Source organism: Micromonospora sp. NPDC048898, from assembly GCF_043198035.1.
GTDB lineage: Bacteria > Actinomycetota > Actinomycetes > Mycobacteriales > Micromonosporaceae > Micromonospora.
Genome location: NZ_JBICUF010000011.1, coordinates 156,987 through 181,245 on the forward strand (window position 1 = coordinate 156,987; position 24,259 = coordinate 181,245).

Here is a 24,259-nt window from a genome sequence, read left to right on the forward strand (position 1 = left end):
CGCACCTGACCCTGTCGCAGATCATGGACCAGCACCACACCAACCTGATGGGTACGGTCCACGGGGGCCGCATCCTCAACCTCATCGACTCGGTTGCCGGAGTGGTCGCCGCCCGGCACTCCGACGGGCCGGCGGTCACCGCCGCGATCGACGAGACGGCGTTCCTGCGCGCGGTGCGGGTCGGCGACGTCGTGCACGTCGACGCCCGGATCACCTGGGCCGGCCGCAGCTCGATGGAGGTGGCCGTCAAGGTGACCGCCGACCGGTGGGACCGGGCGGTGCCGCCTACTGACGTGGCCACCGCCCACCTGGTCATGGTCGCCATCGACGACGACGGACAGCCGCGTACGGTTCCGCCGCTGCTGCCGGAGACCGACGGGGACCGGCGTCGCTACCGGGAGGCCGAGATCCGCCGCGAGCATCGGCTGGCCCTGCGGCGGGCGCTGCTCGACGGTGCCGAGGAGGGCTGAATCGTGCTCGGACTCTCCGTTGCGACGCTGGTCGGCTACCTCGCCGCGATCGTCGTCCTCATGGTCACGCCCGGCCCGGACATGAGCCGGAGCAGGGTGGCGGCTCCGCGCGGGCCTTCCTGCGTGGACTAGTGACCAATCTCCTCAATCCCAAGATGATCCTGTTCAGCGTGGCGTTCCTGCCTCAGTTCGTCGACCCGGCACGGGGCAATGCCACCGCCCAACTGGTGCTTCTCGGTGCGGTCTTCGTCGTGGTGCAACTCGCCGTCGACATCGCCCTGGGCGCTGGTGCCGGGCGACTCGGCGCTCGCATGACTGACGGTCGCTTCTCGCTGCGCCTCAACAGGATCTGCGCGGCGGCGTTCGTCGCGCTCGGGGTACGCCTCGCGCTCGGGTCGTAGCGAGGGCCGGTGACCGTCGCCGTGGTCCGGCTCGCGAAGTGGACGTGGCGTGGTCATGCCTGGTAGGCAGGCGGGTGTGCGCATCGTCTCCCTGCTGCCGGCGGCTACGGACATCGTGGCCATGCTCGGCCTGACCGGGCATCTGGTCGGCCGCACGCACGAGTGTGACTGGCCGCCGGGGGACCTGGACGGTGTGCCGGTGGTGACGGGGACGTCTCTGCCCGAGGCGTTGACGAGTCGGGAGATCTCGGCGGCGATCGCCGGCGACCCGCACCGAGGGTCGTCGTTGTACCAGCTCGATGTCACGATGCTGGAGGACGTGAAGCCGGATCTTATTCTGACCCAGGACCTGTGCGACGTGTGCGCGGTCTCCTATGCGCGGGTCAACGACGCGGTGCGGCTGATCGATCTCGATACCAGGGTGGTGTCCCTGGAGGCGAGGACGATCAACGGGATCCTGGACACGGTCGACGCCGTGGCCTTGTTGACCGGCACTGCGGGCAGGGCGGCGCAGATCCGGGCGGACGCCGAGCGTCGACTCGCCGCGCTGCCCGGCCCGTCGTCCGACGCGCCGACGGTGCTGTTCGTCGAGTGGCTTGACCCTCTGATGCCGGGCGGGCACTGGGTGCCCGAGCAGATCGCCTTCGCGGGCGGCCGGTCGTTGCTGCTCGGTCCGGGGGCGCACAGCACCCCACACCTGTGGTTGGTGGTCGCCGATCTGGCCCCGGACGTGGTGGTGTTCGGGCCGTGTGGCTTTACGCCCGAACGGACCATCGGCGAGCTGTCCGTGGCGGCCGGGCAACCCGGTTGGGCCGAACTCCCCGCGGTTCGTCAGGGGCAGGTGTGGGTGGTCGACGGACCCGCCTACTTCAACCGCCCCGGTCCCAGGGTCGTCGACGGCGCGGAGATCCTCGCCGCCATTCTCGCAGGCCGCCCGGATTCCCGCGCTCGGCGGGTTTCCGTCGACGCGGGTTGACCCGCCTGGCCGACGCGGGCATCGGATGCGCGTTGTCGCACGCCACGGTGGGGCGGCGTGCCGCCGCCCCACCGCGCGCTCAGGTAAGAGTGCTGCGGATCTCGGCGGCGCCGCTGACCAGACGGGTCAGGGCCTGTTCGACCTCCGGGTAGCCGCGGGTCTTCAGGCCGCAGTCGGGGTTGACCCAGAGCCGGTCGGCGGGCACCGCGGCGACGGCGCGGCGCAGCGCGTCGGTGACCTCCGCCTGTTCCGGTACGCGGGGTGAGTGGATGTCGTACACGCCGGGTCCGACACCGCGTTGGTAGCCGGTGGTGCGGAGATCGTCGAGGATTTCCATCTTTGACCGGGACGCTTCGATGCTGGTGACGTCGGCGTCGAGGGCGTCGATCGCGGGCAGGACCTCGCCGAATTCGGAGTAGCACAGGTGGGTGTGGATCTGGGTGGCGTCGGCGACTCCGCTGGTGGCGAGCCGGAACGCCCGGACAGCCCAGTCCAGGTAGGCGCGCTGCTCGTCCCGGCGCAGTGGCAGTGTCTCCCGCAGCGCGGGTTCGTCGACCTGGATGATGCGGATGCCGGCGGCCTCCAGGTCGCGGGCCTCGTCGCGCAGTGCGAGAGCGACCTGGTTGGCGGTGTCGGCGAGGGGTTGGTCGGTGCGGACGAATGACCAGGCCAGGATCGTCACCGGTCCGGTGAGCATGCCCTTGACCGGTCGGTTCGTCAGCGACTGCGCGTAGGTGGACCAGTCGACGGTCATCGGGCCGGTCCGGGTGACGTCGCCGTAGATGATCGGGGGGCGTACGCACCGGGAGCCGTACGACTGCACCCAGCCGTTGACAGTGGCGGCGAACCCGTCGAGCTGTTCGCCGAAGTACTGCACCATGTCGTTGCGTTCCGGTTCGCCGTGCACCAGCACGTCCAACCCGAGACGTTCCTGCACAGCGATGACGTGGGCGACCTCGGCGCGCATCCGCTCGGCGTAGCCGGTGTCGTCGAGCCGACCGGCCCGGTGCGCCGCGCGAGCCTGCCGCAGCTCCGCGGTTTGCGGGAAGGATCCGATGGTGGTGGTGGGCAGCGGTGGGAGACCCAGTCGGGCCTGCTGAGTGGCGGCCCGTTGGGCGTACGGGCCCCGTCGTACGTGTTCGGGTCGCAGCGCGTCCAGTCGGGCTCGGACCCCGTCGTTACGCCAGGCCGCCGGGGTCGCGGGCAGGGCAGGGGGCAGGGCGCCGACACCGTCGCGCAGTGCGCGTCCGAGAGCGACGACCTCGTCGACCTTCTGCCGGGCGAACGCGAGCCGCCCACGCAGGTCCTGGTCCAGATCGGGTTCGGCGGCGAGGTCCACCGGCACGTGCAGCAACGAACAGGTTGTCGACACCGCGACATGGTCGGCCAGAGCGGTCAGTACGGCGCCGGTCGCGGTGGCGGTGCGTAGGTCGGTTCGCCAGATGTTGCGCCCGTCGACCAGTCCAGCGACGATCGTCTTCCCGCGTAGTGGGCCGGCGGCGGCGAGGCGGTTCAGGTTGCCTGGCCCGGCGACCAGATCGATGCCGACCGCCTCGACCGGGGTGCCCAACAGCGCTGGTAACGCGTCGCCGAGGTCACCGAAGTACGACGCGACGAACAACCGTGGGCGGTGCTTTAGGAGGCCGAGCCGGCGGTACGCGGCGCGCAGCGCGGCGATCTCCTGCGGGGTGCGGTCGGCGGCGTACGCGGGTTCGTCGAGTTGAACCCATTCGACGCCGGCACCGGCCAGGGTGTCGAGGATGTTCTCGTAGACAGCGATGAGGTCATCGAGCCGGTCGAAGGGCCGGAATCCCTCGGGCGCGTCCTCGGTGGCCTTGGACAGCAGGAGGTAGGTCGCCGGGCCGACCAGCACCGGTCTGGTGGTGACGCCGAGCGCCTTCGCCTCGCCGTACTCCCGTACCGCCTTGTCGGGCCGAGCGGTGAACGGTGTGTCTGGGCCGACCTCCGGCACCAGGTAGTGGTAGTTGGTGTCGAACCACTTCGTCAGCTCCAGCGCCGGCTCGCGCTCCGTGCCACGAGCCATGGCGAAGTAGGTGTCCAGGTCACCGAGGCCGAGGCGGCGGAACCGGTCGGGGATCGCGTCGACCAGGACGGTGGTGTCGAGTACCTGGTCGTAGAAGGAGAACGTGTTCGACGGGATCGCGTCCAGACCGGCGTCGCGCAGTGTGCGCCACACCTCGGCACGGAGGCCGGCGGCAGTCTCTTGAAGGGCGTTCGCGTCGATCCGGCCCGCCCAGTAGGACTCGACGGCGTGCTTGAGTTCCCGGTGCGGACCGATGCGGGGATAGCCGAGCACGGTGCTCAGCCCGAACGGTGTGGTCACGGAACAGGTGTCCTTCCCTCGAGGTCGACCACCGACCACACTGGAGGGACACGGCAGGGCACGGACCAACGACCGGGCCTCGCCCTGACCCTCCCGAGAGGTCGACGGCGGCGCACGCGGACGCGTACGCGGTGCGGGCAGGTCTTCGGACTCGCGGGCGCGACCGGCGCGAACCGATCTCCTACTGGCCGTCGCTTCCCAGACGCTCACGCGTCCAGTGCGTATGACGGCGGTCGTTCCCACTCACCGCTGCGGGGCAGTCCCGGTCTTGCACCGGGTTCCCTCTTACGACGCCACACCATGACGGCGCGGCGAACCAGCACTGCCGACCATCGTACGGCCTGCGAGCTGATCCTCAGGGCCGCAGTCATAGGCAGGTTTCCCTGTCGTCCGCCCGCCACCGGACCGGCCGGGAATCCGGGTGCCCGGACTCCCGGCCGAGGCCCGCTACGGCGGGGAGATAGACGGAGCCTGCCCGGAGCCGAAGCGCCATCCTTCGACAGTGCCCTGCGCGGGGTTGTAGCTGCTGGCCCCGAGGGTGCTGTAGGACCAGGTGCCGCCGGGTACGGCGTGCCAGTACGACCAGTACGCGCTGGCGGGTGGCGTGTTGACACACGGTTCGGCGGCGGGGAGGGGGTAGCCGTTGATGCGGCAGACGAAGGCCAGCCCCCACCGTTTCGTACCGGTGACGGCGAAGCCGGCCCCCTGCAACGCGGCGAGGCCGGTCGGTGGGTCCCCGAGCCGGCAGCCGGTCTGCACACCGAGGCCGAAGGCAGTGAGGTCGACCACCACAGTGACGCCCGCCCCCGGCGCACACGCTGCTGCGTGTGCAGCGCGCGGGATCGGATCGACCGCGACCAGACCGGCGCCGGCGACGACGGCCGCGAGGAGTAGCGCGATCCGTCGGCGAGCCGTCACCCGCGGGGCGGTCACCACGGCGCACACGCCAGGACGGGCGCGGTCAGCTGGGCGCCGGCGGCCGACAGGGTCGCGTACCCGGTGCCCGCCATGCCGGGTACGGCCTGCGCGGTCGCCCGAACAGCGGTGCTCGCGTCGAACCCACCCGAGGTGTACGCGATGGCACCACGATTGGCGGATGCCCCCGTGCAGTTCACCTGCAGGCTGATCAGGTGCTGGCGAGCGCGCAGCCACGGCAGCGATCGCCCGGCGGCGGACAGCGCCTGGGCGGCGAGTCCGGTGCTGTTCGCGTTGGGCACGCCGTTGGTGGAGAACGAGCCGTCGCTGTTCTGCACGGAAACGAGCCACTGCGCCGCCGAGGCCGCGACGAGTGGCCGGTCCGCCGCGAGCAGAGCCTGCACGGCCATCGCTGTCGCGTCGACATCGCTGACGCAGGTCGCCTGCCCGAAGAGCAGCGGGAAACCGCCGTCGGCGCACCGGCTCGCGGCCAGGAACGTGACCGCCGCCGGTGGTGCGCCCCCGGCGCGGTCCAACGCCAGCACCGCGAAGGACTGGGTGAACGCGCTGCTGTAGTCGCCGAACGCGGAACGGTCGGAGTATCGACCCGATGGTGTCAGCAGGCCGTTGAGGCGGGTGAGTAGGTCGACTCCGCCGAACGCCGCCGGGTTGAGACCCCGGACCTGGGCGCCGAGGGCGAGTTTCGCTGTCGCGCCCGCGTACGCCTCGGTGCCGTCTCCGATGTAGCCGGTGAGTACGGCGGGTTGGGCGAGCCACGACACGGCGTTGGCCGCAGTCGTGTCGGCCACCTTCGCTGCGGCGAAGGCGAACACCGCGTCGAGGGTGAGTCCTTGGTCGGGGTAGGCGACGCCGTCGAAGGTGACTTCGAAGCGTTCACCGTCTACTGCCTGGCGGGCGAGCCACCCGGCCGCGGCGTCGGCTTTGTTGAGGGTCGGCGGTGATGCTGACGCAGCTGACGGTGTGACCGTCAGAGTCAGCGTGAGGGCGGCGAGCGCGGCGGTCACGAGGATGCGTGCGCGGTGCCGGAGGGGGCGGTTGACCATGAAACGGCGCCTTTCCGGGCTCCGATGGTCCGAGACGACCCGACTCCGGTCGGGTGGCTCCGACCCGTGGGCCACGACGGGTGGGGGATGGTCCTGACGTGTGCGGACGGGTACTCGGGCTCGCGGCGTCACTACGTCTGTCGCCGCCTACCGTTGCGGGCCAGCGCCGGATTTCGACCGGACTTCCCCCATCAGCACACAGGTATGAAGTTGTGACGGACAGTGTCACCACTCGTGGTGCCACCGTCAATGTCTACGATCCGACGGTCGTCTCGATCCCAGCCGGTCGTCCGGCCGCCCGCCGTTGCCAGAACGGTGCATGGTCGGCACGATGCTCTGGTGAAGTCGATCGACCGCAGCATGGTCAGCGTCCAGATCCTCTCCACTCCGCACCGTCGGGCGGTATGAGCACAGTCCGGCTCGTCAACGGCAGGGCTATGCTCGCGGCCAGCGGCGAGCTGATGGCGATCTACGCGGCGGTCTTCTGTGTGCCGCCGTGGAACGAACCGCTCGAACGGGCCTGGGGTCTCGCAGATCGGCTCGCCGATTGGACCGAGAAACCCGGATTCGTTGGTGCGCTCGCTCACGCAGGCAACACTGTGACCGGGTTCGCGTTGGGCTACACCACACCGACCCCGTTCCCCAGCGACCGCTCCTACGGCCAGGTGCGCTCGGTTCTGGGGTCCACTGCCATCGCCGGGTTGTCCGGCCGGTTCGAGGTGGGCGAGCTTGCTGTCGCGCCGAATGCCCGCCGCGGTGGTCTCGGTCGGCGGCTACTCGACACTCTGGTCGGTGACCGCCCCGCATGGCTGCTCACCGTGCCGACGATCCCTGGAACGACGGCCTTCTATGACGCTGTCGGGTGGCAGAGGTTGGGGACTGGCAAGGGCATCACGATCTACACGAACGTGCCACTCGCACCGGTCGCCTGACGCCCGTCGCCGGGACCACCTAGCAGCGCGCCGCGCAGCACAGCGGACGGGTCGGGGCTGAGATCGAGCCGGTCGGGCGGGACGTCGGCGCGGACGAGGAGGTCTCCGACTGCGGCGATCATGGCGCCGTTGTCGGTGCAGAGCCGCGGTGAGGGAACCCGCAGGTGGATGCCGGCGTTGGCGCAGCGTTGTTCGGCGAGGGCGCGTACCCGGCTGTTGGCGGCGACGCCGCCGACGAGGAGCAAGGTGTCGACCTGGTGGTCGCGGCAGGCGGCGAGGGCCTTGCGGGTGAGCGTGTCGGCGACGGCCTCCTGGAACGAGGCGGCGACGTCGGCGACAGGCAGCGGACCGGTGTGCTGCTCGACGTGGCGGGCGACGGCGGTCTTGAGCCCGGAGAACGAGAACCGGTAGGGCGGGTCCTGCGGGCCGGTCATCGGGCGGGGAAACCTTATGGCGTTCGGGTCGCCGTCGCGGGCGATCCGGTCGATGACGGGTCCGCCGGGGTAGGGCAGGCCGAGCAGCCGTGCGACCTTGTCGAATGCCTCGCCGGCGGCGTCGTCGACGGTGTCGCCGAGGTGCACGACGGGGTCGCGGGCGAGGTCGCCGATCAGGAGCAGGCTGGTGTGGCCACCGGAGACGATGAGTGCGACGCATCGGGCCGGCAGTGGCCCGTGTTCGAGGACGTCGACGGCGGCGTGACCGGCGAGGTGGTGCACGCCGTAGAGGGGGACGCCGAGGCTCAGCGCGTACGCCTTGCCGGCGGCGAGGCCGACCTGGACGGCGGTGGCGAGACCAGGGCCGGCGGTGGCGGCGACCGCGCCGATGTCGGCGAAGCCGATTCCGGCCTGGTGCAGCGCGTGGTCGACCATGGGGGTGATGGCGTGCAGGTGGGCGCGGGCGGCGATCTCGGGGACGACGCCGCCGAAGCGGGCGTGTTCGTCCATGCTCGTGGCGAGCGCGTCGCCGAGCAGGATGCCGTCGGCGACGATGCCGACGCCGGTCTCGTCGCAGGACGTTTCGATGCCGAGGACGACTGTCACGCGTCGGTGTCCTGGGGGACGCCGGCGCCGACGCCGGGGTGCTCGGCGCTGGCCGCGAGGAGCTGCTTGCGTAGTTTGACGGGCAGCCGGTCGACGTAGGCGAGACCATCGAGGTGATCGACCTCGTGCTGGAAGCACCGGGCGAGGGTGCCGGTGCCCTCCAGGCGGATCGGCTGACCGTGCAGGTCGACGCCAGTGACGGAGGCGGTGGCGGACCTCGCCAGGTCGGCGCGTTGCCCCGGCACGGACAGGCAGCCCTCGGAGTCGATCACCAGCTCCCGCTGCTCGGGCAGGTGCAGCACCGGGTTGATCACGTGGGCGACGGTGTGGATGTCGGTGGCGTCGGGGCAATCGACGACGAAGATCCGGGCATCGACGCCGATCTGGTTGGCGGCCAGGCCCACCCCGTGGGCGGCGTACATGCTGGCGAACATGTCGTCGACCAGCGCGGCGAGCGCGTCGTCGAACACGGTCACCGGGGCGCACCGGCGGTGCAGGACCGGGGTGCCGTAACGGGTGATCGGCCTCGGGGTGCCGACATGCCTCTCCATAGCTGCCCATAGTATGCAATTGCAAAACTATGGCAGTAGGGGAGTGCTCTGGTGCGGACGGCGGAGATCAAGCGGCGGTACCTCGCGCACTTCGAGGCGAATGGCCACACCGTGGTGCCGTCCGCTCCGCTGCCCGCCATCAGCGACCCGAACCTGCTGTTCGTCAACGCCGGGATGGTGCAGTTCGTCCCGTACTTCCTGGGTCAGCAGACTCCCGCGTACCAGCGGGCGGTCAGCGTGCAGAAGTGCATCCGCACACCGGACATCGACGAGGTCGGCAAGACCAGCCGGCACGGCACGTTCTTCCAGATGAACGGCAACTTCTCCTTCGGCGACTACTTCAAGGCCGGCGCGATCCCGCTCGCCTGGGACCTGGTCACCAAGTCGCAGGCCGACGGTGGGTTCGGCCTGGACCCGGAGCGCGTCTGGCCGACGATCTACCTCGACGACGACGAGGCGTACGAGATCTGGCGGTCGGTGGGTGTGCCCGCCGAGCGGATCGTGCGCCGGGGCAAGGCGGACAACTTCTGGTCGATGGGCATTCCCGGGCCGTGCGGCCCGTGCTCCGAGCTCTTCTACGACCGCGGCCCGGAGTACGGCCGCGAGGGCGGCCCGGCGGTCGACGAGGACCGCTACATGGAGTTCTGGAACCTCGTCTTCATGCAGTTCGAGCGGGGTCCGGGCACCACCAAGGACGACTACCCGATCCTGGGCGACCTGCCGGCGAAGAACATCGACACCGGCATGGGCCTGGAGCGGATGGCGTCAATCCTGCAGGGTGTGGACAACCTGTACGAGATCGACGAGGTCCGGCCGATCCTGGCCCGCGCCGCGGAGCTGACCGGCAAGCGCTACGGGGCGCACTCCGGGCACGTGGCCAGCGAGTCGCACCCTGACGACGTCCGGCTGCGGGTGATCGCGGACCACGTGCGGACGGCGTTGATCCTGATCGGCGACGGGGTGACCCCGTCGAACGAGGGGCGTGGGTACGTGCTGCGGCGGATCATGCGGCGGGCGATCCGGTCGATCCGGCTGCTGGGCTGGCAGGAGCGGGCGCTGCCCGAGTTGCTGCCGGTGGCCCGGGACTGCATGGCGCCGTCGTACCCGGAGCTGGCGACCGACTTCGACCGGATCGCGGACTACGCGTACGCGGAGGAGGAGGCGTTCCTGTCCACCCTGCGTGCCGGCACCACGATCCTGGACACGGCGATCGCGGAGACCCGTACGGCGGGTGGTTCGGCGTTGTCGGGGGCGAAGGCGTTCCAGTTGCACGACACGTACGGCTTCCCGATCGATCTGACTTTGGAGATCGCCGCGGAGCAGGGCCTCGCTGTCGACGACGAGGGGTTCCGCCGGCTGATGGCCGACCAGCGGACCCGGGCCAAGGCGGACGCGCAGGCCCGCAAGACCGGCCACGTCGACCTGTCGGCGTACCGCTCGGTGCTCGACGCGCACGGGCCGACGGACTGGCAGGCGTACCAGACCCTCGACACCGACTCGACGGTTCTCGGGCTCCTCAACAGTGACGGCGCGCCGGTTCCCGTCGCGGATTCGGGTGAGATCGTCGGGGTGTTCCTCGACCGGACCCCGTTCTACGCCGAGTCCGGCGGCCAGCACGCCGACGCCGGCGTCCTCACCGGCGACAACGTGCGCGCCGAGGTGCTCGACGTGCAACGACCGATCAAGGGCCTCGTCGTCCATCAGGTCCGGATCACCGCCGGCACCCTCGCCGTCGGCGACCAGATTCACGCGGCCGTCGACCCGCAGTGGCGACTCGGCGCCCGGCAGGCCCACTCCGGCACCCACGTGGTGCACGCCGCCCTGTGGCACGTCCTCGGACCGAGCGCGCTGCAGTCCGGCTCATTCAACCGGCCCGGCTATCTCCGGCTCGACTTCTCCGCGCCGAGCGGCCTCTCGCCGGCCACCCGCAGCGAGGTCGAGGAGGTCGCCAACCTGGCAATCCGCGACGACCTGCCGGTCCACGCCCGGTACATGCCGCTGCCCGAGGCCCGGCAGCTCGGCGCGCTCGCCCTGTTCGGCGAGACCTACGACGACACCGTCCGCGTCGTCGACATCGGAGGTGATTGGTCCCGGGAGCTCTGCGGCGGCACCCACGTCGACCGGTCGGCGCAGATCGGCGCGCTCGCCATCACCTCCGAGTCCTCCGTCGGTGCCGGACAGCGTCGGGTCGAGGCCGTCACCGGGATCGAGGCCTTCCGCTACCTGGCCCGCGAACGGGATCTGGTCACCGGCCTCGCCGATCAGCTGCGCGCCCCACGGGAGGAACTGCCCGACCGGATCACTGCACTGGTCAGCCGGGCCAAGGCCGCCGAGCGTCGGGCCGAACAGCTTCAACTTCAGCTCACCCAGGCCCAGGCCCGGACCGTGGCCGGCAATGCCGAGGACATCGCCGGAACCGCGTACGCGGTCAGCACCGACCTCGCCGGCGCTGACCCTCGCCAACTCGCTGAGCTGATCGGGCATGAACTACCGCAAGACCGTCCTGGGGTCGTGGTGGTCGCGCCCACGTCGAACGGCACGATGCGCCTCGTGGTGGCGGTCAACGACGCGGCGGCCGATCGCGGCACGTCGGCGGTACACCTGGTCAAGACCGCCCTCGGCGGGCGCGGCGGCGGCAGTGCCAGCCTCGCCCAGGGCGGCCAGCCCGGGGGACGGCCGGATCAGGTCGTCGATCTGGTGCGGGACCTGCTGCGCTCAGCTGGCGAAGCAACGTGACGCGTGTCTCCTCAGCAGGTGTCGCACCGCCCATAGACCACCACGCCGCTGGAGCGCCCCGCCGGGTCGGCGCTGAAACCGGCCGCGCCGGCCGCCTGCACCGCAGTGAGTACCGCACCGGGCGCGATGTGGCAGATTCGTTCGCAGTTGGTGCAGACGGCGTGGTGCTGCGGATGGTCGGCGAACCCGTAGGTCATCGCTGCGCTGACCGGCACCGCGTGCAACTCTCCCAGCTCGGTCAGGTGCACCAGCACGCGGTGCACCGTCGTCAGGTCGACCCGCAGACCGTTGCGCCGGACGCGTTCATGGACCTGTGCGGCGCTCAGGTGTGGCCGGTCGGACGGGGCTTCCACGAGCACTGTCAGCACCGCCTGCCGGGCCGGCGTCTGACGCAGTCCTCGCTCACGCAGCCGGCCCAGAGCCGCCGCCACCCGATCCGATGCTTCTGTGATCAATCACGTCCCCAGACGACATCTAGGCCCTTGTTGCAAGATAATGGCAACAGCCACACTAAGGCAGCAATGAGAGGACGTACTCCATGGCCGTGTACAACCTGCCCGACCTGCCCTACGACTACGGCGCACTCCAGCCCGCCATGTCCGGCGAGATCCTGGAGCTGCACCACGACAAGCACCACGCCGCGTACGTCAAGGGCGCCAACGACGGGTTGGAGCAGCTCGCCGAGGCCCGCGACAAGGGCAACTTCGGCACCCTGGTCGGGCTGGAGAAGACGTTCGCGTTCAACCTGTCCGGGCACGTGCTGCACTCGATCTTCTGGAACAACCTGTCCCCGGACGGCGGTGACCGCCCCGACGGCGAGTTGGCGGCGGCGATCGACGAGCACTTCGGCTCCTTCGACGGCTTCGCCGGCCAGTTGTCGGCGGCGACGAAGAGCGTGCAGGGCTCTGGTTGGGGTGTGCTGGCGTGGGAGCCGCTGAGCCAGCGGTTGATCGTGGAGCAGGTCTACGACCACCACGGCAACGTCGGGCAGGGATCCACGCCGATCCTGGTGTTCGACGCCTGGGAGCACGCCTACTACCTGCAGTACCGCAACGTCCGTCCGGACTACGTGGACCGGCTGTGGAACCTGGTCAACTGGACCGACGTCATCTCCCGCTTCGACGCCGCCCGCGCCGCCACCCCGAAGATCTGACCCGGCGTGAGCGGGTACACCCCCGAGGCGGCCGAGATCGTCCAACGCGCCGCAGGGGTCATCGCCGCCAAACACCGCGGTGACCTCGCCGGCGCGGAAGAACTGATGTCCGCGTTCAGCTCCGAGCAGGCCCGCACCCTCGGCTTCTACCTGTTGGCTGATCTCGCTCTGGGTCTGGTCAAGGCGCAGAGCGGCCAGTCGATGGACGATCTGGTCCGGGAGCTGTCGTTGCTCCTGGCCGAGACCGCTCAGTCCCCACCGGCATGACGGCCCGCTGGGTTCCGCCTGCGGGCGGAACCCAGCGGACAACCGCAGCGCCCGCCGCCGACTTCGGGGAGGCCCGATGCGCCGGAAGACCGAACACCGTGTCCTGACGATGGACGGACAGCAGGTGGCGGTGCTGGCTGTGGCCGATCTCGACCGGCTCGAGGCTGCCCGTCGGCAGTTCGGTGCCAGCGAGGCCCAGGCGCACCAGCTTCGCCAGCAGCTGCGGGACAGTCAGCGTCGGGTTGCCCGCTTGGAGGCTCTGCTCGCCGTATCCGCACGCTCCGGCGCCCCGGAGCGGGCCTCAGGGGTGTGCTCGCGCTGTACCGGCGAGGTCGACGACCCGGTCGGACCGGCGGTCCCGCAGGGCCTGGTCGTGGCTGATGACCAGGACTGAGGCCTGCTGCCCGCCCTGTCGCATCACCGGCCGACCGACCCGATCGGCTAGTTGATCAACGAAGTGTTCACGTGGTGGTCTTGTGTGGCACTCCGGCCCGGACCTGCGCGTTTCTGATTGCCCGGCACGGTCGAGGCGATCCTGTAGCCCGCAATCCCGGAGCATTCCTTGTCCCTACCCACACGTCGAGCCGCGGTGGCCGTCCTCTTCCTGGCGGCACTTGCCGCTGTCGCGGTGCCGTCCCCGGCGGCGGCGCACCCGTTCGGCGACCCCCAGACCGTGTCCATCGCGCGCGACGAGCAGCGCCCGGACATCGTTCGGGTGCGCTGGCGCGTCGGCGGCCCCGACGACCTGACGCTGCTCGGCGTCTCGCTCGGCCTGCTGCCGTCCGACCGGGTTCTGCTCGACGGCGCCGTCGACTACCGCACGTCGGACCCCGCGGTGATCGCCGCATCCGAGCGGTTCGCCGCGTACCTGCTCGAACGGATCACGGTGGGCGACGGCCCGCGTCTCTGCCCGGGAGTTGTCGCGCCGGTGACGGCCCTGGCGCGGGTGGGCGCGAGCGTCGATTACACCTGCCCGGGGTCGGTCGACCGGGTCAGCGTCGCGGTGCGGATGCTGACCGACCTGAACCCCGCGTACCGGGCCATGGCCACCGGTCCCGACGGACAACGCGCGGTGTATGGGTCGGGCGATGACTCTCACGACTGGGCCCTCGTGGGCGGCGCTCCGACGCTGGCCAGCGGCACCAGCCTCGGCCGGAGCGCCGCCGTGCAGATCGCCGCCGTCGTCGGCGGGTTCCTGCTCGTCGCGATCGGTGCGTTGCTGGTGGCGCGACGGCTGCGGCGACGGGGGGTCGTGGCATGACCGCGACCACGGTGCTCTCCGCGTCGCTCTCGGATCGGTTGCAGGACCTCATCCACTCACCGGGCGTGCCGCCGCTGGCGTTCGTGCTCGCGTTCGCCGCCGGGGCGGGCCATGCCGTGGCCCCGGGGCACGGCAAGAGCTTGGCCGCCGCCTACCTCGCCGGCTCGCGGGGCCGGATCCGCGACGCCGCCTGGCTGGGCGGTTCGGTGGCCGTCATGCACACGCTCTCCGTGCTGGTGATCGGCGTGGCGTGGACGTTCCTGTCCCTGTCCGAGGTGATTCGGATGCAGGAGCTCACGAGTTGGCTGCAACTCGGCGCGGGTCTGATAGTCCTGGCCACCGGTCTGTGGATGGTGCGCCGGCATCTGCACGCCGCCGGTCACAGCCACAGCCATGAGCACGGTCATGGCCACGGGCACAGTCATGATCATGAGCACGGCAAGCGTCCCGGCCTGCTCCTGCTGGGCATTTCCGGTGGGCTGACCCCGTCCCCCGGCCGCGTTCCTCGTACTGGCGACCGGGCTCTTCCTCGGTCGCGCCGGCTTCGCCCTGCTGCTGGTGTTGACGTTCGGCCTCGGCATGGCCGTCGTGCTTTTCGGCGTCGGGGTCCTGGCGGTCGCCGGTAGCTCGCTGGTCACCCGGGGCGCGCAGTCGCGTGCCGTTCTCGGACTGGCCACCCGGGTGGCGCCGGTCCTCGCCGCTACCGGCATCACGCTCTTTGGCGCCGGACTCGTCACGGTCGCCGCGGTCCACCTCGTCACCCTCGCCTAAAGCGGCGGCGGGCGGATCAGCCGGCGGGTGGTCAGCGGCGGCAAGGCCGCTGCTGACCACCCCACAGTCAGGCGCCGTAGCGCAGGTAGATCGTGTCGCCGACGGTCACGGTCGTGCCGCGCGCCGCGGTGACCGGGGTGCCGCCGTCGCGGGCGACCTTCCAGGTCGAGGAGCCGCTGTTGGCCAGGCCGTTGATCGAGGTGACGGTGCCGGTGCCGCTGGTGGGGTTCAGTGCGGTGACGCAGCCACTCGGAACGGCCGCGCCGACGGCGGCGTCCAACACGGCGCCGAGGGTGGTGGTGGCGGCGGTCGGCGTCAGCGTCACCGCGCACGGCTTGATGCTGCCGCTGCCGTTGTCGACGATCACGGCGAGTCGGGTGGCGGCGCCCGTGGTGAATCCGCTCGCCGCGACCCAGGTGGGCGCGCCGGAGGTGACCGGGGTCGGGGGAGCGGCGGTGTAGCCGGCGCCGGCGAGCGCGCGTACCGCGTCGATGGAGGCGTACGCCGACGGGGTGGTGTTTGTGGGCAGGTACTTGAACCCGCCGCCGCTCAGCTGCTGCGCGCGCAGGAAGTCGATCGGGGTCTTGCCGGCGGTGGTGGTGAAGTCGGTGCCCTGGCTCGGGATGCCGCAGGCGTTCAGGCCGGAGACCGCCCAGGCGTTGGAGTCGGTGTTGACGCCGAACATCGAGCTGAACGCGCCGGATGCGTTGACCAGCTTGCTCTTGAGGAAGTTCTTCGCCTGAACGACGTCGGTGTCGGTGTTCGGGACCCCGGCGGCGCAGAGCGCGGCCATGGCCGCGCCGGTCATGTCGATGTCGCTGGCGGCGGCGAGTTGGGTGGGGTTGCCCTCGGCCTGGGTGAAGGTCCAGCCGCCGTCGTTGTGCTGGTTGTTGCGGATCCGGGTGATCGACAGGTTGAGCAGGGCCTGCGGTACGCGGGCGGCGCCGGACTGGGTCTTCGCACCGGCCAGGGCGAGAGTGCCAAAGACGGTGCCGTTGAAGTTGGCCGGCGGGCCGTAGTAACCGGCCGAGCCGGTCTGCCAGTAGGCGATGGTGTCGGCGATCAGGTTACGGGTGGAGGAGACCCGGGCGGGGTCGATGCCGGCGGCGTAGGCGTTCAGCACCCCACGCTCGTAGTCGGTGACCACCGGCGTGCTGCTCGGCCAGGACGCGGCCGAGAGCTGGTCGCGGTAGACGACGCGGGCGTTCTTGGTCGTGTCGCCAGAGGGGTAGACGTCCACCGCCGCGACGCCGGCGGGTGCGAACGCGCTGAACGCCCACTCGTTCGACAGCCCGCCGCTGGCGTAGCTGCCGTCGGCGGCCTGCAGTGTGCGCAGGTAGGCGACACCGTTGGTCTTGGCGGTGGCGATCTGCGCCGCGGTCGAGGTCGCGGCGGCGGGCGCTGCACCGGTCGCGACAGCGACGACGGTGGCGATCAGCGCGGCGGCGGGAGCTATCGCGATTCGTCTCCGGCGACTGCCGGAGGAGAGGCGTGAGGACATCGGGTCTCCTTGGGGGTACGGGGCACGACTGCCTCGACCCGGAGCCCGGGAGGGGCCGGCGGGAACGGGGCGGGCCGGCCGCAGGACGCGTGGGACGGATACCGCAGGTGCTGCGTCACCACGTGGGTAGTCGGGCTCGGGACGGCAGACCGTCCTCACCGTTGCGCGTCAGCCCCGGATTCCCACCGGGTTCCCCCACGCGATGACGCGGTCACCGTATGGGAGGAAGCCCCTACCGCGCGCTGTTAGGTACATGACACGGTCTTGCGTTGACGAGGTGGTCGCGGTTGTGGTCCGATGGCCGCGATCCAGCAGTCAGGGGAAGCCGGTCAAAGTCCGGCGCTGGCCCGCAGCCGTAGGTCCCATTCTCGGGACGAGTCGGATTACCTGGCTGGATAGAGCACCGCAGCGCCGTCGAGGTACACGGCGCGGAGCCAGATTTCCGGGACTTGTCCTCGGGGTCCGCGCCCGCGCCTGCGCCGCTAGCCCCCGAGAGAGTCGCCATGTCCCCACTGGTCAGTCAAACGTCGCGCGTTCCTGCGGCATGGTTGGCGGCCGTCGCCGCAGCGGTGCTCGGCGCGGTGGCGCTGGTGGTGCCGACCCGCGCCGCGCTCGCCGATCCGCTGGAGTCCTGCACCCCGACCCAGGGCGCGATCGTCGCCGTCGACTTCGCCGCCTGGGGCGGACCGGTGTTGCGTGGCTGCGACGCCACCCCGACCACCGGCCTGGACCTGCTGCACGAGGCGGGCTTCACCACCACCGGCACCGCCCACGACGGCCCCGGGTTCATCTGCCGGATCGGATCACCCGCCTTCGCGTCCGGTGCCGAACACCCGACGCCGGCCGACGAGGCGTGCCAGTTGACGCCACCGGCGTCGGCCTACTGGTCCTACTGGATCGCCCCGGCCGGGCAGGACCACTGGACCTACAGTCCACTCGGCGCGATGTCGCAGCGGCCGGGCCCGGGTGAGGTCGAGGCGTGGGTCTTCGGCGGCACCGACATCGGCGGCACCACCGGGGCACCGAGCTTCACCCCCGAGTCAGTGCGCGCGAGCGGCCCGACTCCGACCGCCACCCCGACTCCGACGGCGACCCCGACCCCGACCTCGACGCCCGTGCCGGCGCGACCGACGGAAGCGCAGGTCAAGGCGGTGGCGAGTTACCTGGTGGGGCAGCTCACCGACGGCGACCACGTCGACAACGGTTTCGTCGACTACTACCGGACCATCGCCGTCGCCACCGCCCTGGCCGGCACCGGTGGGCAGGACCAGACGCTCACCAAGATCGTCGACTATCTGCGGGCGCACGTCGATGCCGTGATCTTCCCGAACGGTGGCACCGCCCCACCCCGCATCGCCAACGTCGCCAGCCTCGCGCTCCTGCTGACCAGCACCAGCGGCGATCCGCGCGCGTTCGGCGACCGGGACCTGATCGCCACGCTCACCGACCGGGTCTGCACCGCGACCGACGCCGACGCCGGCTGCGCCGCCGCCGGTGACTTCGCCGGATCGAGCGATCCGCTGACCCACGCGACGGCCCTGCTCGCGCTCAAGCGCGCCGGCGTCACCCCGCCGGCCTCCACCGTCACCCGCCTGACCGAGCAGCAGTGCACGATCGGAGCCTTCGCCGGTGTCTGGCGCAGCCCCACCGAAGCCTGCGACCCCGACCTCGCAGCCACCACCCTCGCCGTCCTGGCGCTGCACACGCTCGGCGCGCACGACGCGGCGCTCAGTTCGGCCAAGGCGTTCCTGGCCACGGCGCAGGAGCCCGACGGCGGTTACCAGCCGTACACCGGGGCGGGGCTGACCGACACCTACTCGACCGGGCACGCCGCGCAGGCCCTCGCCGTGCTGGGCGACGCCGACCGGGCGGCGGCAGCCACCGGCCTGCTGGTCAGCCGGATCGTCGCCGATGGTGGGCTCAGCCCCGACCCGAGCAACCCGGACGCGGACCTGGCCGCCACCGCCGCCGCGGCGCTCGCGCTGGCCGGCAAGAACCTCGCCACCCTCGGCAACAACCCGCCGCCGACCGGGCCGCGACCCGATCTGGTCAAGGGAGTGTCCTACCTCGTCTCGCCGACCAATCTGATCGACGGCAGGTACTACGAGTCGTTCCCCGGCTTCCCCGACTTCGGGCTGAGCATCGACGGCGCCTACGCCCTGGCCGCCACCGGCGGCAACGACGCCAAGCTGCGGGCGATCGTGGAGTTCCTGCGCGGCGGCGGCGCGGTCGGCGACAACGGCTTCACCGTCGACATGTGGCTGGGTGTCGGCACCGACTACGCCGTCGGCGGCGCGATCGGCAAGATGGCCCTACTGGCCCAGGTCACCGGCTATGACCCCCGCTCCTTCGGTGGACACGATCTGATCGCCGCCCTGAGCGACGTGACCTGCACCAAGACCGACGCGCTCACCGGCTGCGCCGGGGCCGGCAACTACCGGTACGCCACCTCGGTGTTCGGGCAGTCGCTCGGCATCATCGCGCAGCACCGCGCCGGCCAGGGCGAGGCCGCCACCAAGCCGGTCGAGTTCCTCAAGGGACTGCAACGCGCCGACGGGTCGTTCCCCAGCCTCATCCCGGCGGCGGATGCCGACAGGGACGTCGACAGCACGGCGATGGCCGCGATGACCCTCGCCCTGGTGACCGACGACCCGTCGGCGGCCGGCGCGGTCGACAAGGCGCTGGCCTGGATCGCCTCGACCCAGAAGGGGCACGGCGGGTTCCCGGGCGCGGCCGGTGACTCCACCAACTCCACAGCGCTCGCGATCCAGGGCCTCACCCTGCGCGGCACCACCTACGCGGGTCAGATCAACAAGGCCCTGGCCTTCCTCGCCAGTCAGCAGAACGACGACGGCGGTTTCAGCGTCGCCGCCGACGGGCAGGCCGGCTCCGACGTGCGCGCCTCCACCCAGGTCGTGGGCGGTGCCACCGGCATCTCGTTCGCCACGCTGACCCGCGACGTGCACGGGCTGCCGGGCACGGATCCGACCCCGACCCAGACCCCCGCCCCGTCCGCGACGCCGTCCTCGTCAGCGAGCCCGTCGGCGTCCCCGTCGACCAGCCTGGTCCCGTCGTCGCCGGCCGCCGGAGGACAGCCGTCGGGCCACCTGCCCCGCACCGGCGCGTCCATCCTGACCATCGCCCTCCTGGCGCTCGTGCTCGTCGTCGCCGGCATCCTGCTGCGGATCTCCGCACGACGGCGCACGGTGACCGGCGACGGCGGTGTCTCGTGAGGGCCCGCAGGTGGCTGCGGTCGGCCGCGGCCCTGTCGATCGTCGCCATGGTGGCGGGGACACCCGCGACCGCGGTGGCCGCGCCGCTGCCGATCGGGCAGTGCACCACGTCGACCGGGGTGATCCTCGCCGTCGACTTCAGCAAGTGGGGCGGGCCGCTCCTGCGCTCCTGCGGCACCACCCCGACCACCGGTTACCAACTGCTCAACCAGGGTGGTTGGCGCACCACCGGAACACAGCACGACGGGCCCGCGTTCATCTGCCGGATCGGCTACGCCGGCCACCAGGGCGGCACCCAATATCCCACCCCCGCCGACGAGAGGTGCGCTCTCACCCCACCAGCCAGCGCGTACTGGTCGTACTGGCACGCCGACCCGGGGCAGAACACCTGGGTCTACAGCCAACTCGGCGCGATGAGCTACAAACCCAAGCCCGGCAGCGTCGACCTGTGGATCTTCGGAGCGACCGACATCGGCGGCACCCAGGGCCGGCCCACCTTCAGCCCGGACAGCGTCCGAGCCCGCAACAACACGCCGATCGGCGCCCCCACCACCACGCCACCCCCGGCCGCGCCACCCACGGCCCCACCCGGTGGCGGCAACCCGCCCGGCGCCGGCAACCCGCCGGCACCGGGTGCCCCCGGAGCCGGCAATTCCCCACCCGGCCTCCCCGCGACGGGAGCGCCGACGTCGTTCCCGGTGGGCGGTACGCCGACGCCGCTGGCCAGCCCGACGCCTTCAGCAGTGGGAGTGCCGTCCGGGCCGTCGAGCGCGACCCCCGACGGACCCCGGATCCTGGACGCGGCGCCCACCGCGACGGCTGCCCGTCAGGACACCGGCTCGGCGTTGCCGGCGCTGATCACCGTCGGCCTGCTCGCCGTCCTCGCCCTGGTCGGCGGTGTCGTCGGCTGGCGGCGACGCCGCACCTGACCCGATGCCCCCGATCCGCACCGGCTTCCCGCACCGCCTCGCGGTCGCCCGGCTGCCTCGCCCCCTGCACCCGGTGGCCTGGTGGCTGTGGGCGCTCGCCCTCGCGACCGCCGCGAGCCGCACCAGCAACCCATTGCTGCTGCTGCTCATCTTCGCGGTGCTCGGCTTCGTCGTCACCGTCCGCCGCACCGACGCACCCTGGGCGCGGGCGTTCCGCTACTACCTCTACCTGGCCCTGATCATCATCGCGATCCGGGTGGTGTTCCGGACGGTCTTCGCCTCCGGAATGACCCCCGAGGACCACATCCTGTTCCGGCTCCCGCACCTGCCCACCCCCGACTGGTACGCGGGAATCCAGATCGGCGGCCCGGTCTCCCTGGAGGCGACCCTGTCCGCGGCTGTCGATGGGCTCCGCTTGGCCTGTCTGCTGTGCTGCATCGGCGCCGCCAACAGTTTGGCCAACCCCAAACGCGCGCTGCGGGTCCTTCCCGGTGCGCTCTACGAGTTGGGTGTCGCCGTCACCGTCTCGCTGAGCGTCGCACCGCAACTGGTGGAGAGCGTGCAACGCGTCGCCCGAGCCCGCCGTCTCCGCGCCGGACGGACCAAGGGTTTCGGCGCGCTGCGGGCCATCATGATGCCGGTCCTGCACGACGCCCTGGACCGGTCGCTGCGGCTGGCAGCCGCCATGGACGCGCGCGGCTACGGCCGCGTCGGCACCGCCACACCCGCCTCGCGACGGCTCACCGGAGTCCTCATGCTCACCGGCATGGCGGGCCTGTGCGTCGGCGCGTACGGACTGCTCGACCCAGGGGTTCCCCGCCCAGTCGGGCTCGGCGGTCTCGGCGGCGGCGTGCTGCTCTGCGTGGCCGGGCTCGCCCTTGGCGGGCGTCGCGTCTCCCGCAGCCAGTACCGGCCCGACCCGTGGCAGTGGCCGGAGTGGACGGTCGCTGGCTGCGGCGTCGTCACTGCTGTCGTGCTCAGTGCCGGCACCGGCTACGACCCCGCCGCGGTCAACCCGAGCCTCTATCCGCTGCACTGGCCCAGCCTGCCCGCCCTACCGGCCGCCGCGATCCTCGTCGCCGCCCTCGCCGCGATCGCCGCACCGACACCCCCGCGCCCCCACCGCCCGGAGCCCGAACCTGTGCGACGCCGCGCCGCCGACACCGCAGGAGCACCGTCATGATCCGCTTCGAGCGCGTCAGTATCACCTACGACGGGGCGTCCCGCCCCACACTGCGCGACGTCGACCTCGACATCGACGAGGGGGAGCTGTGCCTGGTCGTCGGGCACACCGGCGCGGGAAAGTCGACACTGCTCGGCGCGATCAACGGCCTCGTACCGCACTTCACCGGCGGCACCCTGCAGGGCAGCGTCCGCGTCGCCGGCCGGGACACCGCACATCACCCGCCGCGCGAGTTCGCCGATCTGGTCGGCGTGGTCGGGCAGGACCCGGTGGCCGGGTTCGTCACCGACACCGTCGAGGAGGAACTGGCGTACGGGATGGAGCAGCTCGCCCTCGACCCGGCCGTCATGCGGACCCGGGTGGAGGAGACCCTCGACTTGCTCGGCCTGGCCGACCTGCGCCACCGAGGCCTGCACGAACTCTCCGGCGGCCAGCAGCAACGCGTCGCGATCGGCGCGGCGCTCACCGCCCACCCACGGGTACTGATCCTCGACGAACCGACGTCCGCGCTCGACCCGACCGGCGCGGACGACGTCCTCGCCACCATCACCCGACTGGTCCACGACCTCGGCGTCACCGTCGTGCTGGCCGAGCACCGCCTGGAGCGCGTCCTGCCGTACGCCGACCGGCTCATCCACGTCACCCGCGACGGCACCGTCCGCCACGGCGACCCGGCCACCCTCATCGCCGGCACCACCGTCGCGCCACCCGTGGTCGCACTCGGACGCCTGGCCGGCTGGTCACCGCTACCCCTGTCCGTGCGCGACGCCCGCCGGCACGCGGCCGCCCTACGCGACCGGTTACCCCCGACACCGCCGCGACCACACCGACACTCCCACGCCGACGCCCGCAACGCCCTGACCGCGGCCGGCGTGATCGTCCGCCACGGACCGGTCGTCGCCGTCCGCGGCGTCGACCTGACACTGGTCCGCGGTGAGATCACCGCGCTCATGGGCCGCAACGGATCCGGCAAGTCATCGCTGCTCTGGGCCCTGCAAGGCTCGGGCCGCCGAGATGGCGGCAGCATCGCCGTCCCTGATCCGTCACACGGCACCCTCGATCCGGGACAGGTCAGTGCCAGCCAAGCCCGCCGACTCGTCGGCCTCGTCCCCCAGACCGCCACCGACCTGCTCTACCTCGACACCGTCGACGCCGAACTCGACCAGGCCGACCGCGACGGCGCCGAACCGGGCACCGCCCGGCGTCTCCTCGACGCCATCGCCGCCGGCATCGACGGCGACAATCACCCCCGGGACCTGTCCGCCGGGCAGCAACTCGCCCTGGTCCTCGCCATCCAACTCGCCGTCACCCCCGGCGTGCTACTCCTCGACGAACCCACCCGTGGCCTGGACTACCAGGCGAAAGCTGCGCTGACCCGTACCCTCGACGACCTCGCCGCACAGGGCCGCGCCGTCGTCGTGGCCACCCACGACGTCGAGTTCGCCACCACCACCGCCGACCGGGTCGTGGTCATGGCCGACGGCGAGATCATCGCCGACGGCCCCGTCCCGACCGTGCTCACCGCGTCGCCCACGTTCGCCCCGCAGGTCGCGAAGATCCTCGCGCCGCTGCCCTACCTGACGGTCGGGCAGGTCGCCGCCGCCCTCGACGATCCGGCGGTGCCCGCATGACGACACCGAACGTCGCGGTCCGCGTGCCTCTGCGCGCCGTGCTCGCGATCACCATGGCGTCGTTCCTGGGCTTCGTCGCGTTCCTCTGGCCGTTCGTCGTCGCGCCGGGCACCTTCGGCTCCACCCAGACCCCACCGCTGATGTTCGGCGTGCTGCTGCTCCTCGTCCTCGCCGTCATCTTCGCCGAGATCGCCGACGGCAGGATCGACGCCAAGGCGCTCGCCATGCTGGGCGTGCTGTCCGCGATCAACGCGGCCCTGCGGCCACTCGGCGCCGGCACGGCGGGCATCGAGACGGTCTTCTTCATCCTCGTGCTCGCCGGCCGGGTCTTCGGGCCCGGCTTCGGCTTCGCGCTCGGCTGCACCTCGCTGTTCGCCTCCGCCCTGCTCACCGGGGGAGTGGGGCCGTGGATGCCGTACCAGATGTTCGGTTGTGCCTGGGTCGGCATGTTCGCCGGCCTGCTACCCCGGGTACGGGGACGGGCCGAGATCGTCCTGCTCGCCGCCTACGCCGCCGTCAGCGGATACTTCTTCGGCTTCATGCTCAACCTGTCCTTCTGGCCGTTCTCGCTCGACCCGACCAGCTCAATCGCCTACCAGCCCGGTCTGCCCATGCTGGAACAACTCCACCGGTACCTGACCTTCTTCAGCGTCACCTCGCTGGGCTGGGACACCGGACGGGCAGTCACCACGGCCGTCCTCGTCACCCTCGCCGGACCAGCCGTGCTGGGTGCGTTTCGCCGTGCAGCCCGCCGGGCGCACTTCCAAGCGGCCCCGAAGTTCACGAGCGCCGTCACTGACGTGGACGCCAACGCAACGACGAATCGACATGCGTAAGGCAGCCAATTTCGCCCTCCAGGGGACCAGTTGAGGCTTCGGGCACCGCTCGCAATCATGGTCGC

The 24,259-nt window shown here is 71.4% G+C and carries 24 protein-coding genes and 4 riboswitches; of the genes, 17 read left to right on the forward strand and 7 right to left on the reverse strand.

Annotated features, from left to right (window positions below; translation table 11 throughout):
- Positions 1 to 23 precede the first annotated feature (23 nt).
- The 4 genes from ACGFIQ_RS25580 to ACGFIQ_RS25595 all read left to right on the forward strand — a co-directional run bounded on the left by ACGFIQ_RS25580 (position 24) and on the right by ACGFIQ_RS25595 (position 1,847).
- Complete coding sequence (locus ACGFIQ_RS25580) at positions 24 to 470, forward strand: acyl-CoA thioesterase (protein ID WP_393247801.1); 447 nt, start codon at positions 24 to 26, stop codon at positions 468 to 470.
- A gap of 3 nt (positions 471 to 473) precedes the next feature.
- Entirely contained in the window at positions 474 to 602 is a 129-nt protein-coding gene (locus tag ACGFIQ_RS25585) for a hypothetical protein (RefSeq protein WP_393247669.1), read from the forward strand.
- Positions 603 to 625: 23 nt separating this feature from the next.
- Positions 626 to 871 carry a LysE family transporter gene (locus ACGFIQ_RS25590; RefSeq protein WP_393247671.1) on the forward strand — a complete coding sequence of 82 codons (246 nt, stop codon included), beginning with the start codon at positions 626 to 628 and terminating at the stop codon, positions 869 to 871.
- A 76-nt stretch (positions 872 to 947) separates the two neighbouring features.
- Positions 948 to 1,847, forward strand: a complete 900-nt coding sequence (locus ACGFIQ_RS25595) for an ABC transporter substrate-binding protein (RefSeq protein ID WP_393247673.1) — start codon at positions 948 to 950, stop codon at positions 1,845 to 1,847.
- Positions 1,848 to 1,926: 79 nt separating this feature from the next.
- On the opposite strand, the gene metE is transcribed toward ACGFIQ_RS25595, so the two are convergent.
- The 3 genes from metE to ACGFIQ_RS25610 all read right to left on the reverse strand — a co-directional run bounded on the left by metE (position 1,927) and on the right by ACGFIQ_RS25610 (position 6,170).
- Complete coding sequence (metE, locus tag ACGFIQ_RS25600; RefSeq protein ID WP_393247675.1) at positions 1,927 to 4,191, reverse strand: 5-methyltetrahydropteroyltriglutamate--homocysteine S-methyltransferase; 2,265 nt, start codon at positions 4,189 to 4,191, stop codon at positions 1,927 to 1,929.
- Positions 4,192 to 4,309: 118 nt separating this feature from the next.
- Positions 4,310 to 4,527: riboswitch (cobalamin riboswitch) on the reverse strand.
- A gap of 111 nt (positions 4,528 to 4,638) precedes the next feature.
- Entirely contained in the window at positions 4,639 to 5,127 is a 489-nt protein-coding gene (locus tag ACGFIQ_RS25605; protein ID WP_393247677.1) for a hypothetical protein, read from the reverse strand.
- Positions 5,121 to 6,170, reverse strand: coding sequence for a prenyltransferase/squalene oxidase repeat-containing protein (locus ACGFIQ_RS25610; RefSeq protein ID WP_393247679.1), 1,050 nt, complete (start codon positions 6,168 to 6,170; stop codon positions 5,121 to 5,123). The genes ACGFIQ_RS25605 and ACGFIQ_RS25610 overlap by 7 nt, the downstream gene beginning before the upstream one ends.
- Positions 6,171 to 6,257: 87 nt before the next feature.
- Positions 6,258 to 6,406, reverse strand: a riboswitch (cobalamin riboswitch).
- Between the two features lie 168 nt (positions 6,407 to 6,574).
- On the opposite strand from ACGFIQ_RS25610, the gene ACGFIQ_RS25615 reads away from it, so the two are divergent.
- Positions 6,575 to 7,102 carry a GNAT family N-acetyltransferase gene (locus ACGFIQ_RS25615; protein WP_393247681.1) on the forward strand — a complete coding sequence of 176 codons (528 nt, stop codon included), beginning with the start codon at positions 6,575 to 6,577 and terminating at the stop codon, positions 7,100 to 7,102.
- Here ACGFIQ_RS25615 and tsaD read toward each other — a convergent pair.
- Together tsaD and def are read right to left on the reverse strand one after the other, a co-directional pair.
- Positions 7,069 to 8,142, reverse strand: coding sequence for a tRNA (adenosine(37)-N6)-threonylcarbamoyltransferase complex transferase subunit TsaD (gene tsaD, locus ACGFIQ_RS25620; RefSeq protein WP_393247683.1), 1,074 nt, complete (start codon positions 8,140 to 8,142; stop codon positions 7,069 to 7,071). The two genes, ACGFIQ_RS25615 and tsaD, sit on opposite strands and share 34 nt — an antisense overlap.
- Positions 8,139 to 8,693: a peptide deformylase gene (def, locus tag ACGFIQ_RS25625; protein WP_393247686.1), complete on the reverse strand. Its 555-nt coding sequence runs from the start codon at positions 8,691 to 8,693 to the stop codon at positions 8,139 to 8,141. Before def ends, tsaD begins: the two co-directional genes overlap by 4 nt.
- 51 nt (positions 8,694 to 8,744) lie before the next feature.
- Here def and alaS point away from each other — a divergent pair, with 51 nt between their 5' ends.
- A complete protein-coding gene (gene alaS, locus ACGFIQ_RS25630; RefSeq protein WP_393247688.1) occupies positions 8,745 to 11,429 on the forward strand; it encodes an alanine--tRNA ligase in 2,685 nt (894 codons plus the stop codon).
- Between the two features lie 11 nt (positions 11,430 to 11,440).
- Here alaS and ACGFIQ_RS25635 read toward each other — a convergent pair whose 3' ends face one another.
- Positions 11,441 to 11,860: a Fur family transcriptional regulator gene (locus tag ACGFIQ_RS25635; protein WP_393247690.1), complete on the reverse strand. Its 420-nt coding sequence runs from the start codon at positions 11,858 to 11,860 to the stop codon at positions 11,441 to 11,443.
- 107 nt (positions 11,861 to 11,967) lie between these two features.
- On the opposite strand from ACGFIQ_RS25635, the gene ACGFIQ_RS25640 reads away from it, so the two are divergent.
- The 6 genes from ACGFIQ_RS25640 to ACGFIQ_RS25665 all read left to right on the forward strand — a co-directional run bounded on the left by ACGFIQ_RS25640 (position 11,968) and on the right by ACGFIQ_RS25665 (position 14,881).
- The gene (locus tag ACGFIQ_RS25640; RefSeq protein WP_358164756.1) at positions 11,968 to 12,582 is read left to right on the forward strand and encodes a superoxide dismutase; all 615 of its coding nucleotides are present in this window, start codon (positions 11,968 to 11,970) and stop codon (positions 12,580 to 12,582) included.
- Positions 12,583 to 12,588: 6 nt separating this feature from the next.
- Positions 12,589 to 12,849, forward strand: coding sequence for a superoxide dismutase (locus tag ACGFIQ_RS25645; RefSeq protein WP_278140396.1), 261 nt, complete (start codon positions 12,589 to 12,591; stop codon positions 12,847 to 12,849).
- A 76-nt stretch (positions 12,850 to 12,925) separates the two neighbouring features.
- Positions 12,926 to 13,243, forward strand: a complete 318-nt coding sequence (locus ACGFIQ_RS25650; RefSeq protein WP_393247693.1) for a hypothetical protein — start codon at positions 12,926 to 12,928, stop codon at positions 13,241 to 13,243.
- A gap of 195 nt (positions 13,244 to 13,438) precedes the next feature.
- Complete coding sequence (locus ACGFIQ_RS25655) at positions 13,439 to 14,110, forward strand: hypothetical protein (RefSeq protein ID WP_393247695.1); 672 nt, start codon at positions 13,439 to 13,441, stop codon at positions 14,108 to 14,110.
- A complete protein-coding gene (locus ACGFIQ_RS25660) occupies positions 14,107 to 14,736 on the forward strand; it encodes a hypothetical protein (protein WP_393247697.1) in 630 nt (209 codons plus the stop codon). The genes ACGFIQ_RS25655 and ACGFIQ_RS25660 overlap by 4 nt, the downstream gene beginning before the upstream one ends.
- Positions 14,690 to 14,881: a hypothetical protein gene (locus ACGFIQ_RS25665; RefSeq protein ID WP_393247699.1), complete on the forward strand. Its 192-nt coding sequence runs from the start codon at positions 14,690 to 14,692 to the stop codon at positions 14,879 to 14,881. The genes ACGFIQ_RS25660 and ACGFIQ_RS25665 overlap by 47 nt, the downstream gene beginning before the upstream one ends.
- Positions 14,882 to 14,948: 67 nt before the next feature.
- Here the strand turns inward: ACGFIQ_RS25665 and ACGFIQ_RS25670 are convergent, their stop codons facing one another.
- Complete coding sequence (locus ACGFIQ_RS25670; RefSeq protein WP_393247701.1) at positions 14,949 to 16,382, reverse strand: hypothetical protein; 1,434 nt, start codon at positions 16,380 to 16,382, stop codon at positions 14,949 to 14,951.
- A 103-nt stretch (positions 16,383 to 16,485) separates the two neighbouring features.
- A riboswitch (cobalamin riboswitch) is annotated at positions 16,486 to 16,608 on the reverse strand.
- 52 nt (positions 16,609 to 16,660) lie between these two features.
- Positions 16,661 to 16,792: riboswitch (cobalamin riboswitch) on the forward strand.
- A gap of 93 nt (positions 16,793 to 16,885) precedes the next feature.
- On the opposite strand from ACGFIQ_RS25670, the gene ACGFIQ_RS25675 reads away from it, so the two are divergent.
- From ACGFIQ_RS25675 to ACGFIQ_RS25695, 5 genes are read left to right on the forward strand one after another with little or no spacing between them, the layout of a single operon-like run.
- Positions 16,886 to 19,615, forward strand: a complete 2,730-nt coding sequence (locus tag ACGFIQ_RS25675; RefSeq protein WP_393247703.1) for a prenyltransferase/squalene oxidase repeat-containing protein — start codon at positions 16,886 to 16,888, stop codon at positions 19,613 to 19,615.
- Positions 19,612 to 20,544: an LPXTG cell wall anchor domain-containing protein gene (locus ACGFIQ_RS25680; protein ID WP_393247705.1), complete on the forward strand. Its 933-nt coding sequence runs from the start codon at positions 19,612 to 19,614 to the stop codon at positions 20,542 to 20,544. The genes ACGFIQ_RS25675 and ACGFIQ_RS25680 overlap by 4 nt, the downstream gene beginning before the upstream one ends.
- A gap of 4 nt (positions 20,545 to 20,548) precedes the next feature.
- Positions 20,549 to 21,727 (forward strand): CbiQ family ECF transporter T component, encoded by a 1,179-nt coding sequence (locus ACGFIQ_RS25685; protein WP_393247707.1) that lies wholly within the window; start codon positions 20,549 to 20,551, stop codon positions 21,725 to 21,727.
- A complete protein-coding gene (locus ACGFIQ_RS25690) occupies positions 21,724 to 23,358 on the forward strand; it encodes an ABC transporter ATP-binding protein (RefSeq protein WP_393247709.1) in 1,635 nt (544 codons plus the stop codon). Before ACGFIQ_RS25685 ends, ACGFIQ_RS25690 begins: the two co-directional genes overlap by 4 nt.
- A complete protein-coding gene (locus tag ACGFIQ_RS25695) occupies positions 23,355 to 24,194 on the forward strand; it encodes an ECF transporter S component (protein ID WP_363686359.1) in 840 nt (279 codons plus the stop codon). Before ACGFIQ_RS25690 ends, ACGFIQ_RS25695 begins: the two co-directional genes overlap by 4 nt.
- Positions 24,195 to 24,259 lie beyond the last annotated feature (65 nt).